Annotated in this window: 17 protein-coding genes and 1 pseudogene; 8 read left to right on the top strand and 10 right to left on the bottom strand. The window is 60.3% G+C overall.

The window, feature by feature from the left end:
• Positions 1–85: 85 nt before the first annotated feature.
• Entirely contained in the window at positions 86–838 is a 753-nt protein-coding gene (locus G6M89_RS03755) for an SOS response-associated peptidase (protein WP_165160447.1), read from the bottom strand.
• Between the two features lie 233 nt (positions 839–1,071).
• On the opposite strand from G6M89_RS03755, the gene G6M89_RS03750 reads away from it, so the two are divergent.
• Positions 1,072–2,406: an MFS transporter gene (locus G6M89_RS03750; protein ID WP_165160446.1), complete on the top strand. Its 1,335-nt coding sequence runs from the start codon at positions 1,072–1,074 to the stop codon at positions 2,404–2,406.
• An 8-nt stretch (positions 2,407–2,414) separates the two neighbouring features.
• Here G6M89_RS03750 and G6M89_RS03745 read toward each other — a convergent pair whose 3' ends face one another.
• Complete coding sequence (locus G6M89_RS03745) at positions 2,415–2,894, bottom strand: RNA-binding protein (RefSeq protein ID WP_165160445.1); 480 nt, start codon at positions 2,892–2,894, stop codon at positions 2,415–2,417.
• Positions 2,895–3,096: 202 nt separating this feature from the next.
• On the opposite strand from G6M89_RS03745, the gene G6M89_RS03740 reads away from it, so the two are divergent.
• A complete protein-coding gene (locus G6M89_RS03740; RefSeq protein WP_165160444.1) occupies positions 3,097–3,738 on the top strand; it encodes a TMEM175 family protein in 642 nt (213 codons plus the stop codon).
• Positions 3,739–3,842: 104 nt separating this feature from the next.
• Positions 3,843–4,151, top strand: a complete 309-nt coding sequence (locus G6M89_RS03735; RefSeq protein ID WP_165160443.1) for a hypothetical protein — start codon at positions 3,843–3,845, stop codon at positions 4,149–4,151.
• Positions 4,152–4,157: 6 nt separating this feature from the next.
• On the opposite strand, the gene G6M89_RS03730 is transcribed toward G6M89_RS03735, so the two are convergent.
• The gene (locus tag G6M89_RS03730) at positions 4,158–4,955 is read right to left on the bottom strand and encodes an ABC transporter permease subunit (RefSeq protein ID WP_165160442.1); all 798 of its coding nucleotides are present in this window, start codon (positions 4,953–4,955) and stop codon (positions 4,158–4,160) included.
• Entirely contained in the window at positions 4,952–5,860 is a 909-nt protein-coding gene (locus G6M89_RS03725) for an ABC transporter ATP-binding protein (RefSeq protein ID WP_165160441.1), read from the bottom strand. Before G6M89_RS03725 ends, G6M89_RS03730 begins: the two co-directional genes overlap by 4 nt.
• Before the next feature lie 105 nt (positions 5,861–5,965).
• Here G6M89_RS03725 and G6M89_RS03720 point away from each other — a divergent pair, with 105 nt between their 5' ends.
• Positions 5,966–7,270, top strand: coding sequence for a ribonuclease R family protein (locus G6M89_RS03720; protein WP_165160440.1), 1,305 nt, complete (start codon positions 5,966–5,968; stop codon positions 7,268–7,270).
• Positions 7,271–7,283: 13 nt separating this feature from the next.
• On the opposite strand, the gene G6M89_RS03715 is transcribed toward G6M89_RS03720, so the two are convergent.
• The 5 genes from G6M89_RS03715 to G6M89_RS03695 form a co-directional block, all read right to left on the bottom strand.
• The gene (locus G6M89_RS03715) at positions 7,284–7,802 is read right to left on the bottom strand and encodes a GNAT family N-acetyltransferase (RefSeq protein ID WP_165160439.1); all 519 of its coding nucleotides are present in this window, start codon (positions 7,800–7,802) and stop codon (positions 7,284–7,286) included.
• Positions 7,803–7,869: 67 nt separating this feature from the next.
• Entirely contained in the window at positions 7,870–8,430 is a 561-nt protein-coding gene (locus G6M89_RS03710) for a GNAT family N-acetyltransferase (protein WP_165160438.1), read from the bottom strand.
• Between the two features lie 189 nt (positions 8,431–8,619).
• The gene (locus tag G6M89_RS03705; RefSeq protein WP_165160437.1) at positions 8,620–10,116 is read right to left on the bottom strand and encodes an NAD(P)/FAD-dependent oxidoreductase; all 1,497 of its coding nucleotides are present in this window, start codon (positions 10,114–10,116) and stop codon (positions 8,620–8,622) included.
• Between the two features lie 60 nt (positions 10,117–10,176).
• Positions 10,177–10,524: a hypothetical protein gene (locus tag G6M89_RS03700; protein ID WP_165160436.1), complete on the bottom strand. Its 348-nt coding sequence runs from the start codon at positions 10,522–10,524 to the stop codon at positions 10,177–10,179.
• A 97-nt stretch (positions 10,525–10,621) separates the two neighbouring features.
• Positions 10,622–11,029 (bottom strand): hypothetical protein, encoded by a 408-nt coding sequence (locus tag G6M89_RS03695; RefSeq protein WP_165160435.1) that lies wholly within the window; start codon positions 11,027–11,029, stop codon positions 10,622–10,624.
• A gap of 146 nt (positions 11,030–11,175) precedes the next feature.
• Here G6M89_RS03695 and G6M89_RS03690 point away from each other — a divergent pair, with 146 nt between their 5' ends.
• Positions 11,176–12,408, top strand: a complete 1,233-nt coding sequence (locus G6M89_RS03690) for an FAD/NAD(P)-binding protein (RefSeq protein ID WP_165160434.1) — start codon at positions 11,176–11,178, stop codon at positions 12,406–12,408.
• A 112-nt stretch (positions 12,409–12,520) separates the two neighbouring features.
• A complete protein-coding gene (locus tag G6M89_RS03685) occupies positions 12,521–12,700 on the top strand; it encodes a 30S ribosomal protein S14 (RefSeq protein ID WP_165160433.1) in 180 nt (59 codons plus the stop codon).
• Here the strand turns inward: G6M89_RS03685 and uvrA are convergent.
• A complete protein-coding gene (uvrA, locus tag G6M89_RS03680) occupies positions 12,697–15,660 on the bottom strand; it encodes an excinuclease ABC subunit UvrA (protein WP_165160432.1) in 2,964 nt (987 codons plus the stop codon). The genes G6M89_RS03685 and uvrA overlap by 4 nt on opposite strands.
• A gap of 189 nt (positions 15,661–15,849) precedes the next feature.
• Here uvrA and G6M89_RS03675 point away from each other — a divergent pair, with 189 nt between their 5' ends.
• Both G6M89_RS03675 and G6M89_RS03670 read left to right on the top strand, forming a co-directional pair.
• On the top strand, positions 15,850–16,437 hold the full coding sequence (locus tag G6M89_RS03675) for a hypothetical protein (RefSeq protein WP_241175199.1): 588 nt from the start codon (positions 15,850–15,852) through the stop codon (positions 16,435–16,437).
• A 391-nt stretch (positions 16,438–16,828) separates the two neighbouring features.
• A pseudogene (locus G6M89_RS03670) lies at positions 16,829–18,029 on the top strand (aminotransferase class V-fold PLP-dependent enzyme).
• Positions 18,030–18,069 lie beyond the last annotated feature (40 nt).

The following is an 18,069-nucleotide window of genomic DNA, read 5'->3' as shown; positions in this document are numbered from 1 at the left end:
CGCTGTGTTGTGTTGTGATATCGAACCCCACACGCGCCGTGTGGTCGCCGATCGACGACACATTTAAGTGTATTAGGGCGGCGGTTCAGGACTCGAGTGGCTCGAGCAACGCAGGGTCGTTGTTCGCCGGATTGTTGACCGCTTGCGAGACGGGATAGGCACGCATTTCGTCGGCTGCGTAGGGTTTGAGCAGTCGTTTTGGGTCGTCAGCTGTCAGCCATTTTCCCTCGCTACCGGGCTCGAGGATGACGGCCATTCGGTGGTGCAAGTCCGCGATAAGGTTGTTCGGCTCGGTCGTGATGATCGTAAACGTCTCGAGTGGGCCGTCGTCTGCAGTATTCTCTTCGACGCCACCTCCGAAGGCATCGAGCCCTGACTGGGTCGTCTCCTCATTGGGTTCCCAGCGCTCCCACAGCCCCGCCATCGCGAACGGGCGGTCGTCCTCGAGGGCGACTCTGTAGGGTTGTTTTCCGCCGTTGCTGCCACTGCCGCTGCCATCCCCACTGCTCTCGTCGCCATCGCTGCCCGTCTCGACCCACTCGTAGAACCCATCCGCTGGGACCAAACACCGACGCTGCTCGTACGCCGCCCGAAAACTCGGTTTTTCATCGATCGTCTCCGCACGCGCGTTGATCAGTCCGCCGGTGTCGTCGTCCGCCCACGAGGGCACCAGTCCCCACTCGAGTCGGCGAATCTCCTCAGGTGCATCACTCGTGATAACCGGCAGTTTCTGGCCCGGTGCGGCGTTGTACCGCGGCGTGTAGGAGCCGTCGACGGTCACACCGAAGCGATCTTCGAGGTCGTCGCGCTCGAGTGTAAGGGTGTAGCGTCCGCACATACACGCTGAGACGTCTCATGCGACTAAACGTCTGCCTGTTCCGTATCAGCCGTCGTGAACGTCGGTCACGAGTCATCGGCAAGCGAAATGCATAAACGCTAACTGACCACTCAGTCAACTAGCGTGGTTACGTACTCGGCTCTCTCCTCGCGACTGCTATCGCGGCGCGTTTCGCCAGTTGTATCGCCCTCGAAATTCGCTACTCTGTGCTGTCTTCGGCCCGTGATCGAACGATGAGCGGGGCGGACGCACCGACTGACGAATCGGCTACAAACGAGTCGCGTGAGGATGCGGGCGGTCTCAGCCGCAGCGAGTACCTCGTTATTGGCTCTGTCATCGCGAGTACCTTCTTTGTCGGCTTCGGTGGCGGTGTCATCTTCCCAATCTTGCCAAATCTCGGGCAGGTACTCGGTATCTCGCCGTTTTTGGTCGGTATTATCCTGAGCGCGAATCGCTTCTCGAGGCTGTTTGCGAACGCGCCGGCAGGAAGCCTGGTCGATCGGGTTGGGACGCGAAAACCGTTCGTCGTCGGGATGTTGATCCAGGCACTTGCGACGTTCGGCTACGTTATTGCATATGTCGCACCAGCGCCTGAGGCGTGGTTCCTGCTCGCCCGAATCATCTGGGGACTTGGCAGCGCGCTCGTCTTTGCAACAGCGTACACCATCGCTGCGGACGTGAGCCAAAGCGGTTCGCGCGGCCAGAGTATGGGCCTCATCCGTGGTGGGAGCATCTTTGGCTTCCCGACCGGACTCGTCCTTGGTGGTATCGTCAGCGACGTCGCTGACGGCGCCCTCTTTTCGCTTCCTGGTGATGTGATCGCGTTCGTCCTCGCAACCGTCTTCTCGCTGTTCGCTGCGGCGCTTGCCTTCGCAACAGTCCCAGAAACGCACGTCGAAGGCGAGGTCAACCGTTCGGTCAAGCCCTGGGAGATCGATTACACTGTCTCGACGCTTACCGTCGGCCTCGTTAACTTCACGATTCTCTTTGCCTATATCGGCGCGCTGTTTGCTACACTCGTGCTCTTTCTTGGCGAACTCGAGATCAGTGTCTTCGGCTTCGACGCGCAGGGAAGTTCGGGTATCTTCATGGCCGTGACGGTGATCGCAGCGGCCGTGTTCATGTTTTACGGAGGCTATATGAGCGATAATCGCGTCTCGCGCGTGCCAACGTTGCTCGTGTTCGTCGCGATATCCTCTGTGGGTTTTCTGTTGCTCGCAATTGCCGATTCAGTCTGGACGCTGACGCTCGCCTGTGTCCTCATCGGGGCCGGACAGGGCGGAACGAGTGGCCCGCTTATTGCCCTGCTTGCTGATCTCACGCCGAACGATCGGATGGGGAGAGCGACCGGCACGAACAACGTCCTCGGCGATATCGGCGGCGGTCTCGGCCCGCTTGTCTCTCTCCCGCTCGTCGAAACCGTCGGCTTTTGGCCGATCTACGCTGTCTGTGCGCTCTTGCCACTGCTCGCTGGTGCGATTTTACTTGCAGGTATGAAACACGAAACTGGGCACGTCTTCCCGACGACTGACGTCATCGATACGGCCGAAAACTCGGCGGCCGACTGATCTCTTCTCTATCCGGCAAACTCGTATAGTTCGTCGCCAACGTGGTGGAGCGAATCGACGACTTTCCCCTCGTTGCCGGCCATTTCATCGCCGTTGACGCGGGCGCGTCCAACCGCGAGCATCTTTCCGTGAGACTCCTCGGCGATAACGACTAGATCGTCCGGTGAGATGTCGTCAGTCGCCTCGGTAATGCCGGGACGCATTACGTCTGCGCCGTCGCTGACAAACGAGATTGCGCCAGCGTCGACGGTGACCAGTCGCTTTTCAGGCTCGTAGGCGTTGGCCCCTCGGACGGTGAGAAACGGCTCGTCGTCGAAATGGGCGACCTGCGGCTCCCCATCGATCAAGATCACTTCCCAATCAGTTTCTTCGAATTCAACCCGCTCGTAGGTGTCTCCAGCGGGTTCGACGCCCAACTGCGCTTCGAGTGCATCCTCGAGATCCGAGACAGCGTCGCTTCGAAGGTGATGTCGCGATTTGACCTGCATACCGGCCCTACCTCCCGTATCCATTTAATTGATTAGATTCTTAGCGCTCGAGACAGTCCGTACTCGAGTCGAGTTCTCCGTTGACGACCACTATAGTAGCCACTGCAAGTCAATGCACACCTGATCGCCGACCTATCTGGCGATCAGCGTGTAAATAGTTGCAGTGGCTACTATATATGCGCTCTCGAGGCGTAAGACCGGTATGGTCTGGATGCTTGGTGGCGACGGAACGGATCGAATGGAGGGGCTGAGCGACGGCGTCTTCGCCATCGTTCTGACGCTTTTAATTCTCCAGTTCAACGTTCCTGACGTCTCTGGGGCGGAGTTACCTGCGGCGCTCGCCGATCAGGAGACGCTGCTCATCAGTTACCTCCTGAGCTTTCTCGTCGTTGGCCTCTACTGGGTTGTCCATCACAACCTTTTTCAGCACATTGTCGGCCACGATCGCGTCTTACTCTGGTTAAACCTGCTATTTTTGCTCTCGATTTCGTTTCTTCCGTACCCAACGGAGATTCTCGGGGTCTACGGGACGCAGTTTGCCTGGTCGCTGTACGCGACAAACCTCGCGCTGGTCGGAATTATCCTCTCGACGATTTGGACCTACGCCGCGCGGACCGGGATGACCAGCGACGCCATCGACGACCAGGTGGCTATGCTAATCACGATCCGGGGGCTGCTCGCACCGCTCGTCTTTCTTATTTCAATCGGTGTCGCTACCGTTACCGTCACGGTAGCGTTTTTCGTCCCGCTCCTTATTATCCCGCTGCAGGCCCTGTGGGTTCGGTACTACCGGCATGTAACAGGAGAATTAGCCCCAGGTAGCCCACTCGAGCAACCCCCGTGAGCCCGCTGCAGTCCGTTGACTTTCGAACCGGTCGCTCGAGCGGAGACTCTGTTCAATGCGAACGTGTGACAATCGCTAAATAGTAACGCGACTATGTAGCTTCTATGTGGCCCTGGTCCTCACGAAACCGGATGACGACGGTCACCTGCCTCGCCTGCGGCGACGAGACCGGCCGGTCGATGGCCCGTGAGTACGATAAGTACGGCAACCGCTGGGACCGCGAGGACAAGGCCTTCGAATATCTCTGTAAGACCTGTCATCGCGACCTCTGTCATCACCCACGCGGTGGTCTCGAGGATCTCCTGATCGAACTCGAGGCCGGCGAACGTGATCAGGAGGCGTTCCTTCGGGCGTATCTGCTCACTGTCCAAGAACGCCAAGATCGCGTCGAAGAACGCCGCGAGTGGGAATAAACCGTCTCAGAGATCGCTTGTTTTAAACTGCAGATAGCCCGCTGCGGGTGCGAGGACGGCCCACCCGGCGAGTACGAACATGCCAAACGCGGACAGTGTCTGGTCAAACTCCTCGTCGATGACGAACTCGAGGGCTCGCTCGTAGGCAACCGACGGCGAGAGTGCGCCGACGTAGTCGTACCACCATGGCTGCTGGGCGGGCATCTCGAAGCCGTAGACGACGTACGTCGTCACCTCGGGAACGAATCGCCAGGCGAGGACGAACAGCAAGAACGTACAAAAGGCAGCGATTGAGGCCCATGTTTGGTCGCGCGTTAGCATCGAGAGACAGATCGCAATAGCGATGTAGGCGAGTCCGAGTGCGTTTGCAAGCACGGTGAAGCCAAGCAACTCAGTGGTCGCCAGTTCGATGCGAAAGACGAGCGCGAGTATCGCCGCAGTGACGACACCGGCCACGAGCGCGAGTGCAAAGATCACAAATCGGCCGAGGTAGGTCCCGATAACGACGTCGCGCCGGTCGTGGGGTAACCCGAGCAGCAGCGTCAGTTGCCCATCCTCGCGGCGCTTGACGATTACTGCATAGGACAGCATTAACCCGACTGCCGGAACGAGCATGATCGTAAAGAGGTTGAGTGCTCCCACGAGGTCAACGGGGTCGGCAAAGCCCTCGCGTGCCTGTCCGACGTGGACGTACGTCACGAGTCCGAACAGGATGACGAACATCGCAGCGTTCGAGTACAGCTGTCGGTTGCGAATCGCATCGCCGATCTCCTTGCGAGCGATCAGTCGCCAGCCTCGAGTCATCGTGATCCCTCCGTGTAGGAGACGAACAGGTCCTCGAGCGAGGCCTCGCCGGTAGTAAAGTCACGAACCGTCCCACCAGCAGCGCGAATCTCGTCGAGCACGGAGAGTTTCGCCTCGTTCGTACAGGCGACGACCAGTTCGCCGTCGCGTTTGATCACCGAGGAAACGCCCTCGAGCGAGTCGATTTCGGGTGCGAGATCTGTTGGGTCTTCGGCGATATCGACCGTCAGTTCGGCATCGGCGTCGACCGCGCCGCGCAGGCCATCGATGGTGTCGACCGCGACGAGTTCGCCGGCGCGGAGGATACCCACGCGGTCGGCGACGGCTTCGACCTGCTCTAAGATGTGACTCGAGAAAAAGACCGTCGCGCCGCGGTCGCGTTCCGCGCGGACAATTTCGCGCATTCGCCGGACGCCGTGGGGATCAAGCCCCGTCGAGGGTTCGTCCAGAATCAGGAGGTCGGGTTCGCCCACGAGCGCCATCGCGAGTGCGAGTCGCTGGGTCATCCCCTTCGAGTAGTCCTGTGCAAGTCGGTCACCAACGCCCTCGAGGCCGACGCGCTCGAGAAGAACGTCCGGGTCATCGTCGGCCCCATTCGATTCGATGGCGTACTCGAGGTGCTGGCGGCCGGTCATCGTCTCGAAGGCAGCGAACCCTTCGGGGAGGATGCCAGTGCGCTCTCTGACGGCCACCGGGTCGGTGGTCACGTCCTGGTCGAGGACCTCGACCGAGCCACTGCTCGGGCGGGTGTAGTGTAGCAGGATGTCGATTGTCGTCGACTTGCCGGCCCCATTCGGCCCCAGAAAGCCGAACACCTCACCGGAGTCGACCTCGAGGTCGATCCCGCGAAGGGCATCGATGCTCCCGAAGTGCTTCTGTACGTTGCGGAGGGCAATCGCACTCATTACGCACAGTTCATGTCTGAGTGATAATATGTATTGTCATCGTGATGGATCGACTGAGTCTGGCGTCCCGACACGACTTTCACCACCACGTCCGTAGGCGGTGGTATGAGTGACGATGCAGACGCCCAGGCCGAAGCCGGCACGGCGGAAGGTCAGGGGTCCGTCGAAATTAGCGAGGACCTCGCGCGACATCTCGAGAACAAACGCGAGGAACTTTTCGAGAAGTTCGAAATCCCGGATGGCTTCCCACAGGAGGTACTCGATGAGGCCGAAGAACGCACCGAGGGAGTCCAACAGGAGATCGCAGACGAGGCAGACGAACGCGAGGATCTGCGGGACCTGACGACGTGGACGACGGACCCGATCGACGCCCAGGATTTCGACGACGCGATTTCGGTCGAAGAACGCGACGACGAGTACGTTCTCTGGGTACACATCGCGGACGTGACCCACTACGTCAACCCCGAGACGGCGATGTGGGATTCGGCCGTCGAGCGCGCGAACACGGTCTATCTGCCGGGCTATACGATCCACATGCTCCCGCCCGTACTGGCCGAGACGGTCTGTTCACTCGTGCCCAACGAGGACCGCCTCGCACACACCGTTGAGATGCACCTCGACAAGGAGAATCTCTCCTACGAGAGCATCGAGATCTACAAGTCGGTTATCCGCTCGGACGAGCGACTCACTTACTCGCAGGCCGAGAACCGCCTCGACGAGCCTGACGCACCGCTGCACGAGGAGAACGTCCTGGTCCACGAACTCGCCGACCAGATGCACGAACAGCGCAAAGAAGACGGGTCGCTCGTCTTGAACCCGGCTCGAGACCGTGCACACACGATCATCGAGGAGTGTATGCTCAAGGCCAACAAGGCCGTCACGCACACGCTGATGTGGGACCGCGGCGTCGAGGCGATGTATCGCGTTCACCCACAGCCAAGCCCTGACGAGTGGTCGAAAGCCCTGCAAGAAATTCAGGACCTCGATGGCGTGTCGATCCCTGGCAGCACCTGGGACGACCCCCGGAAAGCCGTCAATGCCACGCTCGAGGAGGCACCCGGTCGCCAACTCGATAAGATTCAGTGGGCGGTGATGAAGGTGATGCCGCGAGCGAAGTACATGAACGATCCCTTCGGCGGCCACCACGCACTGAACTTCGAGATTTACGGCCACTTCACGAGTCCGATCCGTCGGCTTTCGGACCTGATCAACCACTGGATCGTCTACCAGAACGACGTGCCGGAGAACCTCATCAAACTCTGTGACCGCGCGAGCGATAAGCAAAAAGACGCCGAGCAGTGCGAACGCGAGTACAAGAACTTCCTGCAGGAGGTCGGCCTCGATCCGATGGCGGTCAACAACCGCGGGATCGAAGTCGTCGATGACGACAAAGCTGAAAAGACGCTATAGAGACGTCGACAATTCACAGCGACTTTTCGTAGACGTACTCCTCGAGTGTCCCACCATCAATCCCGTCCAGATCCGACCTTCGAGCCTCGACGCGGTCGAATCCGGTTGCTTCGTAGAACGAAATCCCCACGTCGTTGTCCGCGAGGACGACGAGTCGGAGTCGTTCGTACCGTGCGTCGAGTTCGTCCTCGAGTCGCGAGAGTAAGGCTGTGCCAACGCCGTCGCCCCAGACGCGCGGGCGAGCGTACAGACGTATCAGATGCGCACTCGAGTCGTGGTTGGGGTCAGGGCCAGCGTGAGCAAAGCCGACAGCAGACTCGCCCGAACGTGCGAGCAGAAACGACGCAGTGTCCCGTTCGCTTGCGGCAGCAATCGAGTCCTTGAGTTCGCCGAGTGCGTACCACTCGTCGGTGAACTCCTCGACCTGTTCGGCCCCTAGAAACTCGTCGTAGGCGGCGTGCCAACTGTCGCGGGCGATTTCGCGAACAGCAGGTGCGTCTTCGGCAATCGCGTGCCTAACGGTCCAGTCCATACGTTGTCGTGTTTCCGAGCCGAAAAAACCGTTGTCGTTGTTTGGTCACACGCCACACAGCTTTCGGTCACAGCGATTTTTCGTAGACGTACTCCTCGAGTCCATCCCCGAGATCCGTCTTCCTCGCGCCTACTCGTTCGAACTTCGCCGAGTCGGCAAAAGAGATGCCGACGTCGTTGTCCGCGAGGACGGCCAGTCGGATGCGGTCGAATGATTCCTCGAGCGTCGTCTCGAGGTGCTCGAGGAGGGCCGTCCCGACGCCTTCGCCCCAACTCTCGGGGCGGACGTAGAAGCGAGCGAGGTAGGCCACGGCCGCGTCCTCGGGCCAGGGGACGACGTGTGCAAAGGCGCGACAGCGCTGGAGTCCCGTGAGAACGTCGCCGTCGCTTTCCGTGATGACGCCGTCGGTGTCAGCGTCGGGTTCGACGACGACGAACTCGACGTCATCGCGACTGCTCGCGTCGGTGATCGCAGACTCGAGGTCGCCGAGTGCGTACCAGTCGTCGACGACGCTATCGACGGTGTCGGTGCCCAGCACGTCGTCGTAGGCGGCGTGCCAGCTCTTGCGGGCCGTCTCGTGGATTGCCAGAACGTCGTCGGTGGTTGCGCGTCGAACCGCGTCGGTCACGAGTGTGTTTACCACTCCATCGACAAAAAGCTCGCGGCTGGCTATTGAGGGCGTACATCGCCTCTGATACGTATTCGTGGCGTTATTTCCACCAATGCATGGTCGTCTCTTGGACCGACCTATCGATAATCAGACTAGTGTCTGCGCCGGCTCCGAACGGCTGGTCGGTCGGACCTCCCTGTCGCGTTGCTATAACGCCAGATCCCGCGAATCGCCGTCTTCAACGCAGGCATCCCGGTCCTCGAGTTTGGCACAGGCGTCTCGCCACAGCCCATCCAGAATCTCAGGCGTTGTCGGGTGGTACGCCCGCTTTGGGAGGTCACGAACGTCGAGGCCCATCTCGACGGCGACCTGCATCGTCTTGGCCATCACGTCCGCATGGAGATGCAGCCCTTGATATCCCAGTACGTCTCCAGTTTCGGCGTTGACGATCAGTGTTGCCCGTCCTTCTGGATGGTTCTTCGTCTTGAACACGCCATCCGATGACGCTTCGCGTGAGACGATGATTGCGTCCATATCGGTCTCAGCGACCGTCGCGGGCGTATGGCCGATTCGGGCGAACGGATAGACGCCAAGTCCGGAGAAGATGACATGGTGTGGGATGTTCGTATATGGCTCGCAGTCCTCGCCGCGATGGTGTGAAAGGATGTTCTGTGCCGCCGAAATTCCCTCCTCTTTGGCGACGTGCAAAATCGGTTCCCGACCGTTTGCGTCGCCGGCGACGAACACGCGCTCGTCGCCTGCAGCCTGCATCGTCGAACTGACCCATCCCTCGTCGGGCTCGAGGCTCGTGTGCTCGAGTCCGAGCCCATCGAGTGCGGGACGACGGCCGGTGAAACAGTAGAGCTGGTCAGCCTCGAGCGTTCGTTCGACGGGGTTGCTGTCGGCTGTGGCGTCGCCGCTGCCGTCACCACCGGCCTGCTCGACGGTCAGGCGAACACCACCCTCGGCGGTCGACTCGAGGCGTTTTTCGTCGGTGTTGGTCAGCACCTCAATGCCAAACTGGTCACGATAGAGTTCGAGGAGTGTCTCGCCGTAGTCGGCTTCCATCTCATCGAGTGGGTACTCATCGTGTTCGATGACGGTGAGGTCGACGCCGCCGACTTCGCTCAGGTAGGGCGCGAGTTCGAGGCCGATGTAGCCAAAACCCATGACAATTCCCGAATCCGGAAATGCGGTCGTCTCGAGGACATCCGCACTCGAGGCGATCTCGACGTCGTTGATACCTGAGAGATCAGGGATGTTGAGCACTGACCCCGTCGCAATGACGACGTAGTCGGGCTCGAGGTGGCGGCCGCTTCCCTCGAGTTCCAGTACTCGATCATCGACGAACCGAGCCGTGTCGTGGATGAATTCGACGCGGTCGCGCCCGGCCAGGTCGTGGACGTGCTCGCGCCGATGCTCAGCAAAGCCTGAAATGTGTTCGTCCTTGCGGGCAACGACCGCCTGCGGGTCGATTTCTGGCACGCCCTCGAGTCGGTCATCGTGGCGAGCCTGATACCGGTGTTGACCTGCTGAGAGGACGTCCTTGCTCGGCATGCAGCCACGGAGAATACACAGTCCGCCGCCGGGGTCGCCGTCGTCGATCAGTGTCAACTCAACTGCGGAGTCACGCTCGAGAAGTTCGTCTGCGGCGGCGACGCCAGCGCTTCCGTACGCCCCGATAATCGCCACGTGGACACTCATACCACCTCCTATGCGTGCAACGGCCGTTAGTGTACGGATCGGCCGGCTGAAGTATGTGTGCTAGTCATCATGTTCGTCGGTAAAGGTCATGCGGAGGTCAGCAAGGAGTGTCGCGGCGTAGTCATTGCCGTGATACACCACCGTCTCCGTTCTGCCATCGAACTCGAGCCAGCCGGTCGTCTCCAACTGCGGGAGGTGTTTGTGTATGAGTTTGATTTTGGCGGCGTTCGTCGCCAGACTGGGGATTACCGCCGAGAGATAGGCGGCCAAACTCGAGAGTGACTCGACAGTCCGTTCAGTTTGCTCTTCGAAGTAATAGATGACTGCTCGCCGCAGTCGATTGCTCATCACGTCCAACAGCCGGTCGATTTCCGCTTCCCCATCGAGGTGGCACGCGTGAGTTGTCATCCCGTGAATGTTATTGCTTATAATATATAATGATGTATGTTGACTGTCCGCAACTGATGAACAGACAGTTGCGTACAAGCCATGCTCGCGCTGTCAGTCACTCCACAGCAAACGTTTCGCCGTCCAGCCCAACCCCGCCGAGCAGACACTCGAGCGTGACGATCGACAGCGCCAGCGCGGCGACGAGGGCAAAGCCTGCATAGACCAGGCTCAGACTGGACGCGCCAGTGAGCAGTTGCACGAAACCGAACGTACTCGAGCCGAGTGCGAGAATTGCAAGGCCGACCGCGGCGATTCGCGGCCAGCCGATTGTGGTGACACCAAGCGGTAGCCGTTCGACGCTGGCAGCGATAAGCAAGGCAAGACCACCCGTGCCAATCCACGCAGTTGGAAGCCAGGTCAGCAACTCCGTCGGCTCGAGGCTGAGGGCAAGCCCGCCAGCGAGCACGAGCGAGAGAAGGCCGCCACCGAGTAGCCGGCGACGAAACGCGTCTTTCTCGGTCATTGGTCGCTCTTTCGTGTCGGCCCCGGTAATCGTTCGGATTCAAATGAAGTGGTTCTCGTCCGACCGAATACCAACGACTGATAGTACTACTTCAACACCTCGTATTGTGCATAGTTATTAAATAGCTCAACTAAGTTAATACACTAATGGCCGATAGTACTGTCACCATCGTCGGCGGTGGCGTCCAGGGTGTTCACCTCGCGATTCGGCTGCTCGAGGCGGGGCTCGTTCCACGGTCGGCGTTGCAAATTATCGAACCGGATGGCATTCTTGGCGGGTTTCGGCGAAAGTGCCGCCAGTGTGGAATGACTGAACTTCGATCACCGTTCGTCCACCACGTCGATAGCGATCCGTTTTCCCTCCGAGATTTCGCCCGCAGTTGCGGTCGTGAAACCGAACTCGTCTCAAGTTCGGTCGGTGCGGACCGCCCAACTGTATCGTTGTTTTTCGACCATGCTGAGGCGTGCTGTGAACGATACGACCTCGAGAATCTCGTCATCGATGCAGCGGCTACAGACATTGGTGATGCAGGCGATCACGTTGAAATCGAGACCACAGCAGGCGTCTATACTGCCCGCTGGTGTCTGCTTGCCGTCGGTCACGGTCGATCGTATACGATGCCTACATGGGCGCGAGACCGCCCGGAAGCGCCGGTGACTCACGTTTGGGACCAAGAGTACGATCCAGCGGCTCTCGAGGAGGTTGCGTCGGTCGGTGTCGTCGGCGGTGGGATTACAGCCGCCCAGGTTGCGACGAGTCTTGTTCGACCCGGGCGTGACGTAACCCTGTTTGCTCGCAGTCCGTTCACGGTCGAATCGCTCGAGGCCGACACAGACTGGATGCACTTTTCGGGGGCACTCGCCGACCTGCATGACCTCCCGCCCGCCTCGAGTGCTCGCGCCCAACTCGTTCGTCGCGCACGGTACGATGGGGCGATGCCACCGCACGTCTTCCGTCGCCTCCGACGGGCACTGGATGAGGGGGCAGTCACACTCGAGCGAACTGAAATTACTGCCCTCACTGCGACCGGCGGCCCGGTTGTCGTCTCCTGTCAGAACGGCCGGGCGCTGTGTCTTGACCACGTCATTTGTGCAACTGGGTTTGACTCGCCGTACGACGGCCCGTTGTTTCGAGCCCTGCGGGAAGGGACGACGCTCCAGACTGGTCACCGTGGGGCACCGGTTCTGGAGGATGAAACACTTCGCTGGCGACGAGCGGATGGCTCGCTATCGCAACTCATCGTCACTGGCGCGCCTGCTCAGCAGGTTCTCGGCCCGTTCGCTCGAAACGTGATTGGCGCTCGTCGCGCCGGGACGCTCATCTGTGATCTGCTCGAGGAGGCCGAGAATGCGAGCGAGCCATCGTCGGTTCGAGTGTGACTCGAGCCGATGGCATATTGTGAACGTGAGAGATGATTTTAACAACATATTTGCATCCGGACGCGGTAGTACCGATGACGATGCACTACGCCCCTCACAATCAGCCCGGAGGATGTCAATGAGTAATACGAACGATCAACCAGCGAATACAGCGGACGAACCGACTGGAAACGCCCGCGTCTGTCGTGCAACTGGGCGCGAACAAGGGCTTATTGGCAAGTACGATATCTGGCTGTGTCGCCAGTCATTTCGAGAAATGGCCCGCGATATGGGCTTTCGAAAGTACGACTAGTCGTCGTCCATCGGTGCCGACACCGGTTCGACACGTTCCCCACGTGGCCCCTCGAGATCGATCTTCGGAAGGAGATCACGCAGGTAGCGACCAGTGTGTGAGTCCTCGAGTCGGGCGACGTCTTCGGGGGTGCCGGTCGCGACGAGTTCGCCGCCGTGTTCGCCGCCTTCAGGGCCGAGGTCGATGATGTGGTCGGCGTTTTTCACGAGATCGAGTTCGTGTTCGATGACGGCGACGGTGTTGCCGTTGTCGGTCAGTCGGTGGAGCACCTCGATGAGTTTGCGCTCGTCCTCGTGGTGCAGGCCAGTTGTGGGCTCGTCGAGCAGATACAGCGTCTCGCCAGAATCTTTCTTTCCTAACTCCTCGGCGAGTTTGACCCGCTGAGCCTCCCCGCCCGAGAGCGTTGTCGAGGGCTGGCCGAGGGTCATGTAGTCGAGGCCGACGTCTTTCAGCAGTTTGAGGCGACGGCGGATCTGGGAGTTCGCCTCGAAGAAGTCGTAGGCTTCACCGACTTCCATATCGAGGACGTCCGAGATGGTCTTGTCCTTGTAGGTCACGTCGAGCGTAGCATTGTTGTAGCGCTCGCCGTCGCAGGCCTCACAGGGGACGTAGACGTCCGAGAGGAAGTTCATCTCGATTTTGACAGTGCCTTGTCCGCCACATTCCTCACACCGTCCTTCTTTGACGTTAAAGGAGAAGCGTCCCTTCTCGTAGCCGCGCTGTTTCGCCAGTTTCGTCTGGGCGAACAGGTCGCGGATGTGGTCGAAGACGCCGGTGTAGGTCGCGGGATTCGACCGCGGCGTGCGGCCAATCGGCGACTGATCGATCAGGCGCACCGTTTCTATCTCCTCGAGGCCCTCGAGGCGGTCGTGATCGCCGGGAATCACGCTCGTGTTGTCGTTCATCTGGCGCGCGAGACCCTTGTAGAGCACGTCGTGCATGAGCGTGGATTTTCCGGAGCCAGACACACCGGTGATCGCGGTGAAACAGCCCAGTGGGATATCCACGTCGAGGTCTGCGAGATTGTGCTGACGGGCACCCTGAATCGTGAGTGCCCCCTCTGGATCACGCCGTTCCTCGGGTACTGGAATCTGCTTGCGTCCCGAGAGGTAGTCGCCAGTCACTGACTCCTCGCACTGTTTCACGTCGTCGACGGAGCCGTTGACGACGACCTCGCCGCCGCGCTTGCCGGGACCAGGCCCCATGTCGATGACGTTGTCTGCCCGGCGCATCGTCTCCTCGTCGTGTTCGACGACGATTAGCGAGTTGCCCAGATCGCGCAGTTCCTCGAGTGTATCGAGCAGGCGGTCGTTGTCCCGCTGGTGCAGGCCAATCGAGGGCTCATCGAGGACGTAGAGCACGCCCACGAGGCCGGCACCGATCTGGGTTGCAAGCCGAATGCGCTGGCTCTCGCCACCGGAGAGCGTTGCAGCCTCGCGGTCGAGGGTCAGATACTCGAGGCCGACCTCATCCATGAAGCCCAGTCGCGCGCGAATTTCTTTGAGGATTTCCTCGGCGATGACCTTCTCGCGCTCGGTGAGGTCCGCCTCGAGCGATTCGAAGTGTGCGAGGGCGTCGCCGATGCTCAGGGCGTTGATTTCGGTGATCGCCGTCTCGTCGACGAGAACGGCGCGGGAGGCGGGCTTGAGTCGGGTGCCGTCACAGGACGGACACTCCGTCGCGGACATGTAGTCCTCGATGTGCTCGCGGGTCGAATCGGAGTCCGTTTCGATGTATCGGCGCTCCAGATTGGGAATCACGCCCTCGAAGCGCTTCTGTTTGCGCCGGGTGCCGTTTTTCGTGCTGCGTTTGAAGACGACTTCCTCGTCGGTGCCGTAGAGAAACGCCTGCTGAATATCCTCCTCGAGGTCTTCGAATGGCGTCGACAGTGGAATGTCAAAGTGTGCAGCGACTGCATCGAGTCGCGTGCGGTAGTAGGACCGGTTGTAGCTCCAGGGCTCGAAGACGTTCTTCAGTGACTTGGATTCGTCCTGAACGACGAGTGACTCGTCAATCTCTTTGGTCTCGCCGAGTCCCTCACACTCGGGACAGGCCCCGTGGGGCGAGTTAAACGAGAACGAGCGCGTCTCGATTTCTGGGACGTCGATGCCACAGTGCGTACAGGCCAGATCCTTCGAGAACTCGACGACAAATCGGTCATCCGCTTCGGCCTCGTCGCCAAGCGCACCCGTTCGTCGAGCCTCCTCGCCGAGGTCTCGAGCGGCTTCTTCGGGTGCATCGGGGAGGATGACTTTCATCACGCCGTCGGCCTCCTCGAGTGCGGTTTCGACGCTGTCGATGATGCGCGGGCGATCCTCGGCGGAGACTTTCACGCGGTCGACGATTACGTCGACGGTGTGATCGAAGTTCTCATCGAGGTCGGGGTCGTCGAGGGTGAGGTCGTACTCCTCGCCGTCGATTTCGACGCGGGAGTAGCCCTCCGAGACGAGTTCCTCGAAGAGGTCCTCGAAGGCCCCTTTCTGGTCGCGCACGACCGGTGCGGCGAGTTTGGCTCGCGTTCCCTCGGGCAACTCGAGGATGCGCTCGACCATGTTCTGAGCCGACTGCTCGCCGACTTCGCGACCGCAGTCAGGACAGTGGGGGGTGCCGACACGGGCGTAGAGAAGTCTGAGATAGTCGTGAAGTTCCGTGACGGTCCCCACCGTCGAGCGCGGGTTGTTCGCGGCGTTTTTCTGATCGATGGAGATTGCCGGCGAGAGCCCCTCAACAGTCTCGACCTGCGGTTTGTCCATCTGGCCGAGGAAGTTCCGAGCGTACGCCGAGAGGCTCTCGATATAGCGACGCTGGCCTTCGGCGTAGATCGTCTCGAACGCAAGCGATGATTTCCCCGAACCGGAGAGACCGGTGACGACGGTAAATGACTCGCGCGGAATCGTCACGTCAATGTCTTTGAGATTGTGCTCTTCTGCCCCGCGTACCTCGATGTACTCCTTGCTCATGTCTTGGATGTCCCGTCTCGTGGTGACAGCTCGATTACGCGATACGATACGCGATACATTGTAGGTGTATCAGTGGCCCGAGCAACTTAACGAGCCTGAAACCCGAATTGAGTGACCGATGCTAGCACTGCACGCTTCTGTGACCGCGGTGACCAAAGTGACTTCGTCCGGGGCTACAAATGGCTGCCCATGGGCGACGACACCGAGCCAACGCCGTCGGTCGGCGAGTTCGTCGAGTACTGTCGGACACAGGCCGGACTCCTCTCCGGGCATGTCGAAACAATGGCCGAGGAAGCCGACGAGTTGCTGGACGAAATCGACACAATGGTCTCCGACATTCGCTCGCAACTCGAGAGCCAGCCGAACACGCAGGGGACGGCGGGGCCATCCTCGACGACTGAGCCGGGCAGCGAGGATGTCGACCTCGCCGAAGCCGAGGCGCTCGCGACGACACTCGAGGAAAAGCAGGCAGTCGTCGAGGCCAAACAGGCTCGCATGCAGGCGTTTCAGGACCTTGCGGCGAACTACACCGAACTCGCAGCAGACCTCCAAACAACCGTCGAGGAACCAGCAGAAGCCGTACAGCAAATCGTCGAGTTTGAAGTCGACGCCGATGCCCCGGTGTACTTCGACGACCGCGAGACGCTTGCCGAAGCCGTTGCCAACGCGAATAGCGAGGCTGACGACGCCGTTGAAACCTCACTCGAGGATGATGGCGAACCTGCGGCTGATATCGCTGAGCAGGTCGACGACGGAGACAGCTCCGACGGCGCATAGGTCACGGACGCATCGCTGCTGCTCGGGAGATTTTTGTCTGTCCTCACCGTAGTCGTCGTATGTCCCAGCAAACCCATAGGTGCACCTGTGGTGCGACCCTCCGATTCCGTCAGGATCTCATCGAAGAACGGACTGGTACCTACCCGACGTGGAAGTGCAAAGACTGCTTGACGCCGGTACCCAGCCAGATTGGCGAACAGCTTCGCCATCAGCATCCGTCCTGATCCGCGTGCTGTCGGTGGGCAATACAGTTTTGGTACTCGGTGTGGACTACCCGCCCGGAGCCAGGCACCCTGTCACACGCTCTATGGCTCCATCCCCCGTTCTCGAGGCAAATTTGCCACACGTAGCAGGCGATACACCGAACACGGTCGCGGCCGAAGGCAGTCCAATGGACCCGAGCGAACTCCGTGCGAGGATTCCCGCCCTCGAGTCGACTGTCTACTGCAACTGGGGTGCAAGCGGCCCGAGTCCGACGCCAGTAGTTGCGGCCGCTGAGACGACGCTCACCGCCCACGAGTACGAGGCACCCGGCGAGGGTGGGCAGTACCCGGCAGCGTTCGACAGCTACGACGACACGCGGGCCGCCGTCGCCGACCTGCTTGGCGCAACGCCGACAGAAATCGCACTCACCGAGAGCACCACCGACGGCATCAACCGCATCGCTGGCGCACTCGAGTTATAGTAGCCACTGCAAGTCAATGCACACCTGATCGCCAGACAGTTCGGCGATCAGTGTGTAAATCGTTGCAGTTGTTACTATAGGCCCGGATGATCTCGTCGTCCGAACCGACCTCGAGCACTCCGCAGGCATCTTGCCGTGGCAACGCCTCGAGCGCACACGCGATATCGATGTGGGCGTGCTCGAGACGACGAACGGGCGACTCAATCTCGAGGCTGTCAAGGCGGTCGCACGCGAGGCAACGGTCTTCTGTGTGAGTTCGCTGACCTGGACCCACGGGACGCGCTTGCCGATCACCGAACTCGTCAATATTGCTCACGACGCCGACGCGCAGGTGATTGCCGACGCCGTCCAAGCGGTTGGCCAGCGCCCGGTCGACGTTCGCCGATGGGGCGCCGATTTCGTCGTCGGCGCGGGCCACAAGTGGCTGCTTGCACCGTTTGGCTCCGGCTTTCTCTACGCTCGCGAGGACGTTGCAGACGGGCTCACACCGCCAGCAATTGGCTACCGAAGCGTCGAGAACCCCGACGATCCAGACTCAGCGTATCGCTACCATCCCGACGCACGACGATTTGAAGTCAGCACCTCGAGTCCGGTCCCCTACGCCGGTCTAACCGCGGGAATCGACCTGCTGACTGGAATCGGCCTCGAGCGGATTCGCGATCGAATCGCCCGGCTGACGGATCGACTCGTCGCTGGTGTGCCCGACGAGTACCTCCTCAGTCCACGCCAGGCTGAGTCGGGCCTCGTAACGATTGACGTTCCCAATCCCGGGGCGACTGTCGAGCAACTTGCCGAGCACGGGATTGTCGTTCGCTCGCTTCCCAACCCGGAGGCGATCCGCGTGTCCGTCCACGCGGTCAACAACCGTACCGATATCGACCAGTTGCTCGAGGCACTGGAACTGTAGCGCGCCGGGTGTTGAACTGTTGTTGCCCATGCAATTGCGT

The organism is Natronolimnobius sp. AArcel1 (assembly GCF_011043775.1).
Taxonomy (GTDB): Archaea; Halobacteriota; Halobacteria; order Halobacteriales; family Natrialbaceae; genus Natronolimnobius.
The sequence above is the reverse complement of the archived record's forward strand: the minus strand, read 5'-3'. Positions and strand labels throughout refer to the sequence as shown.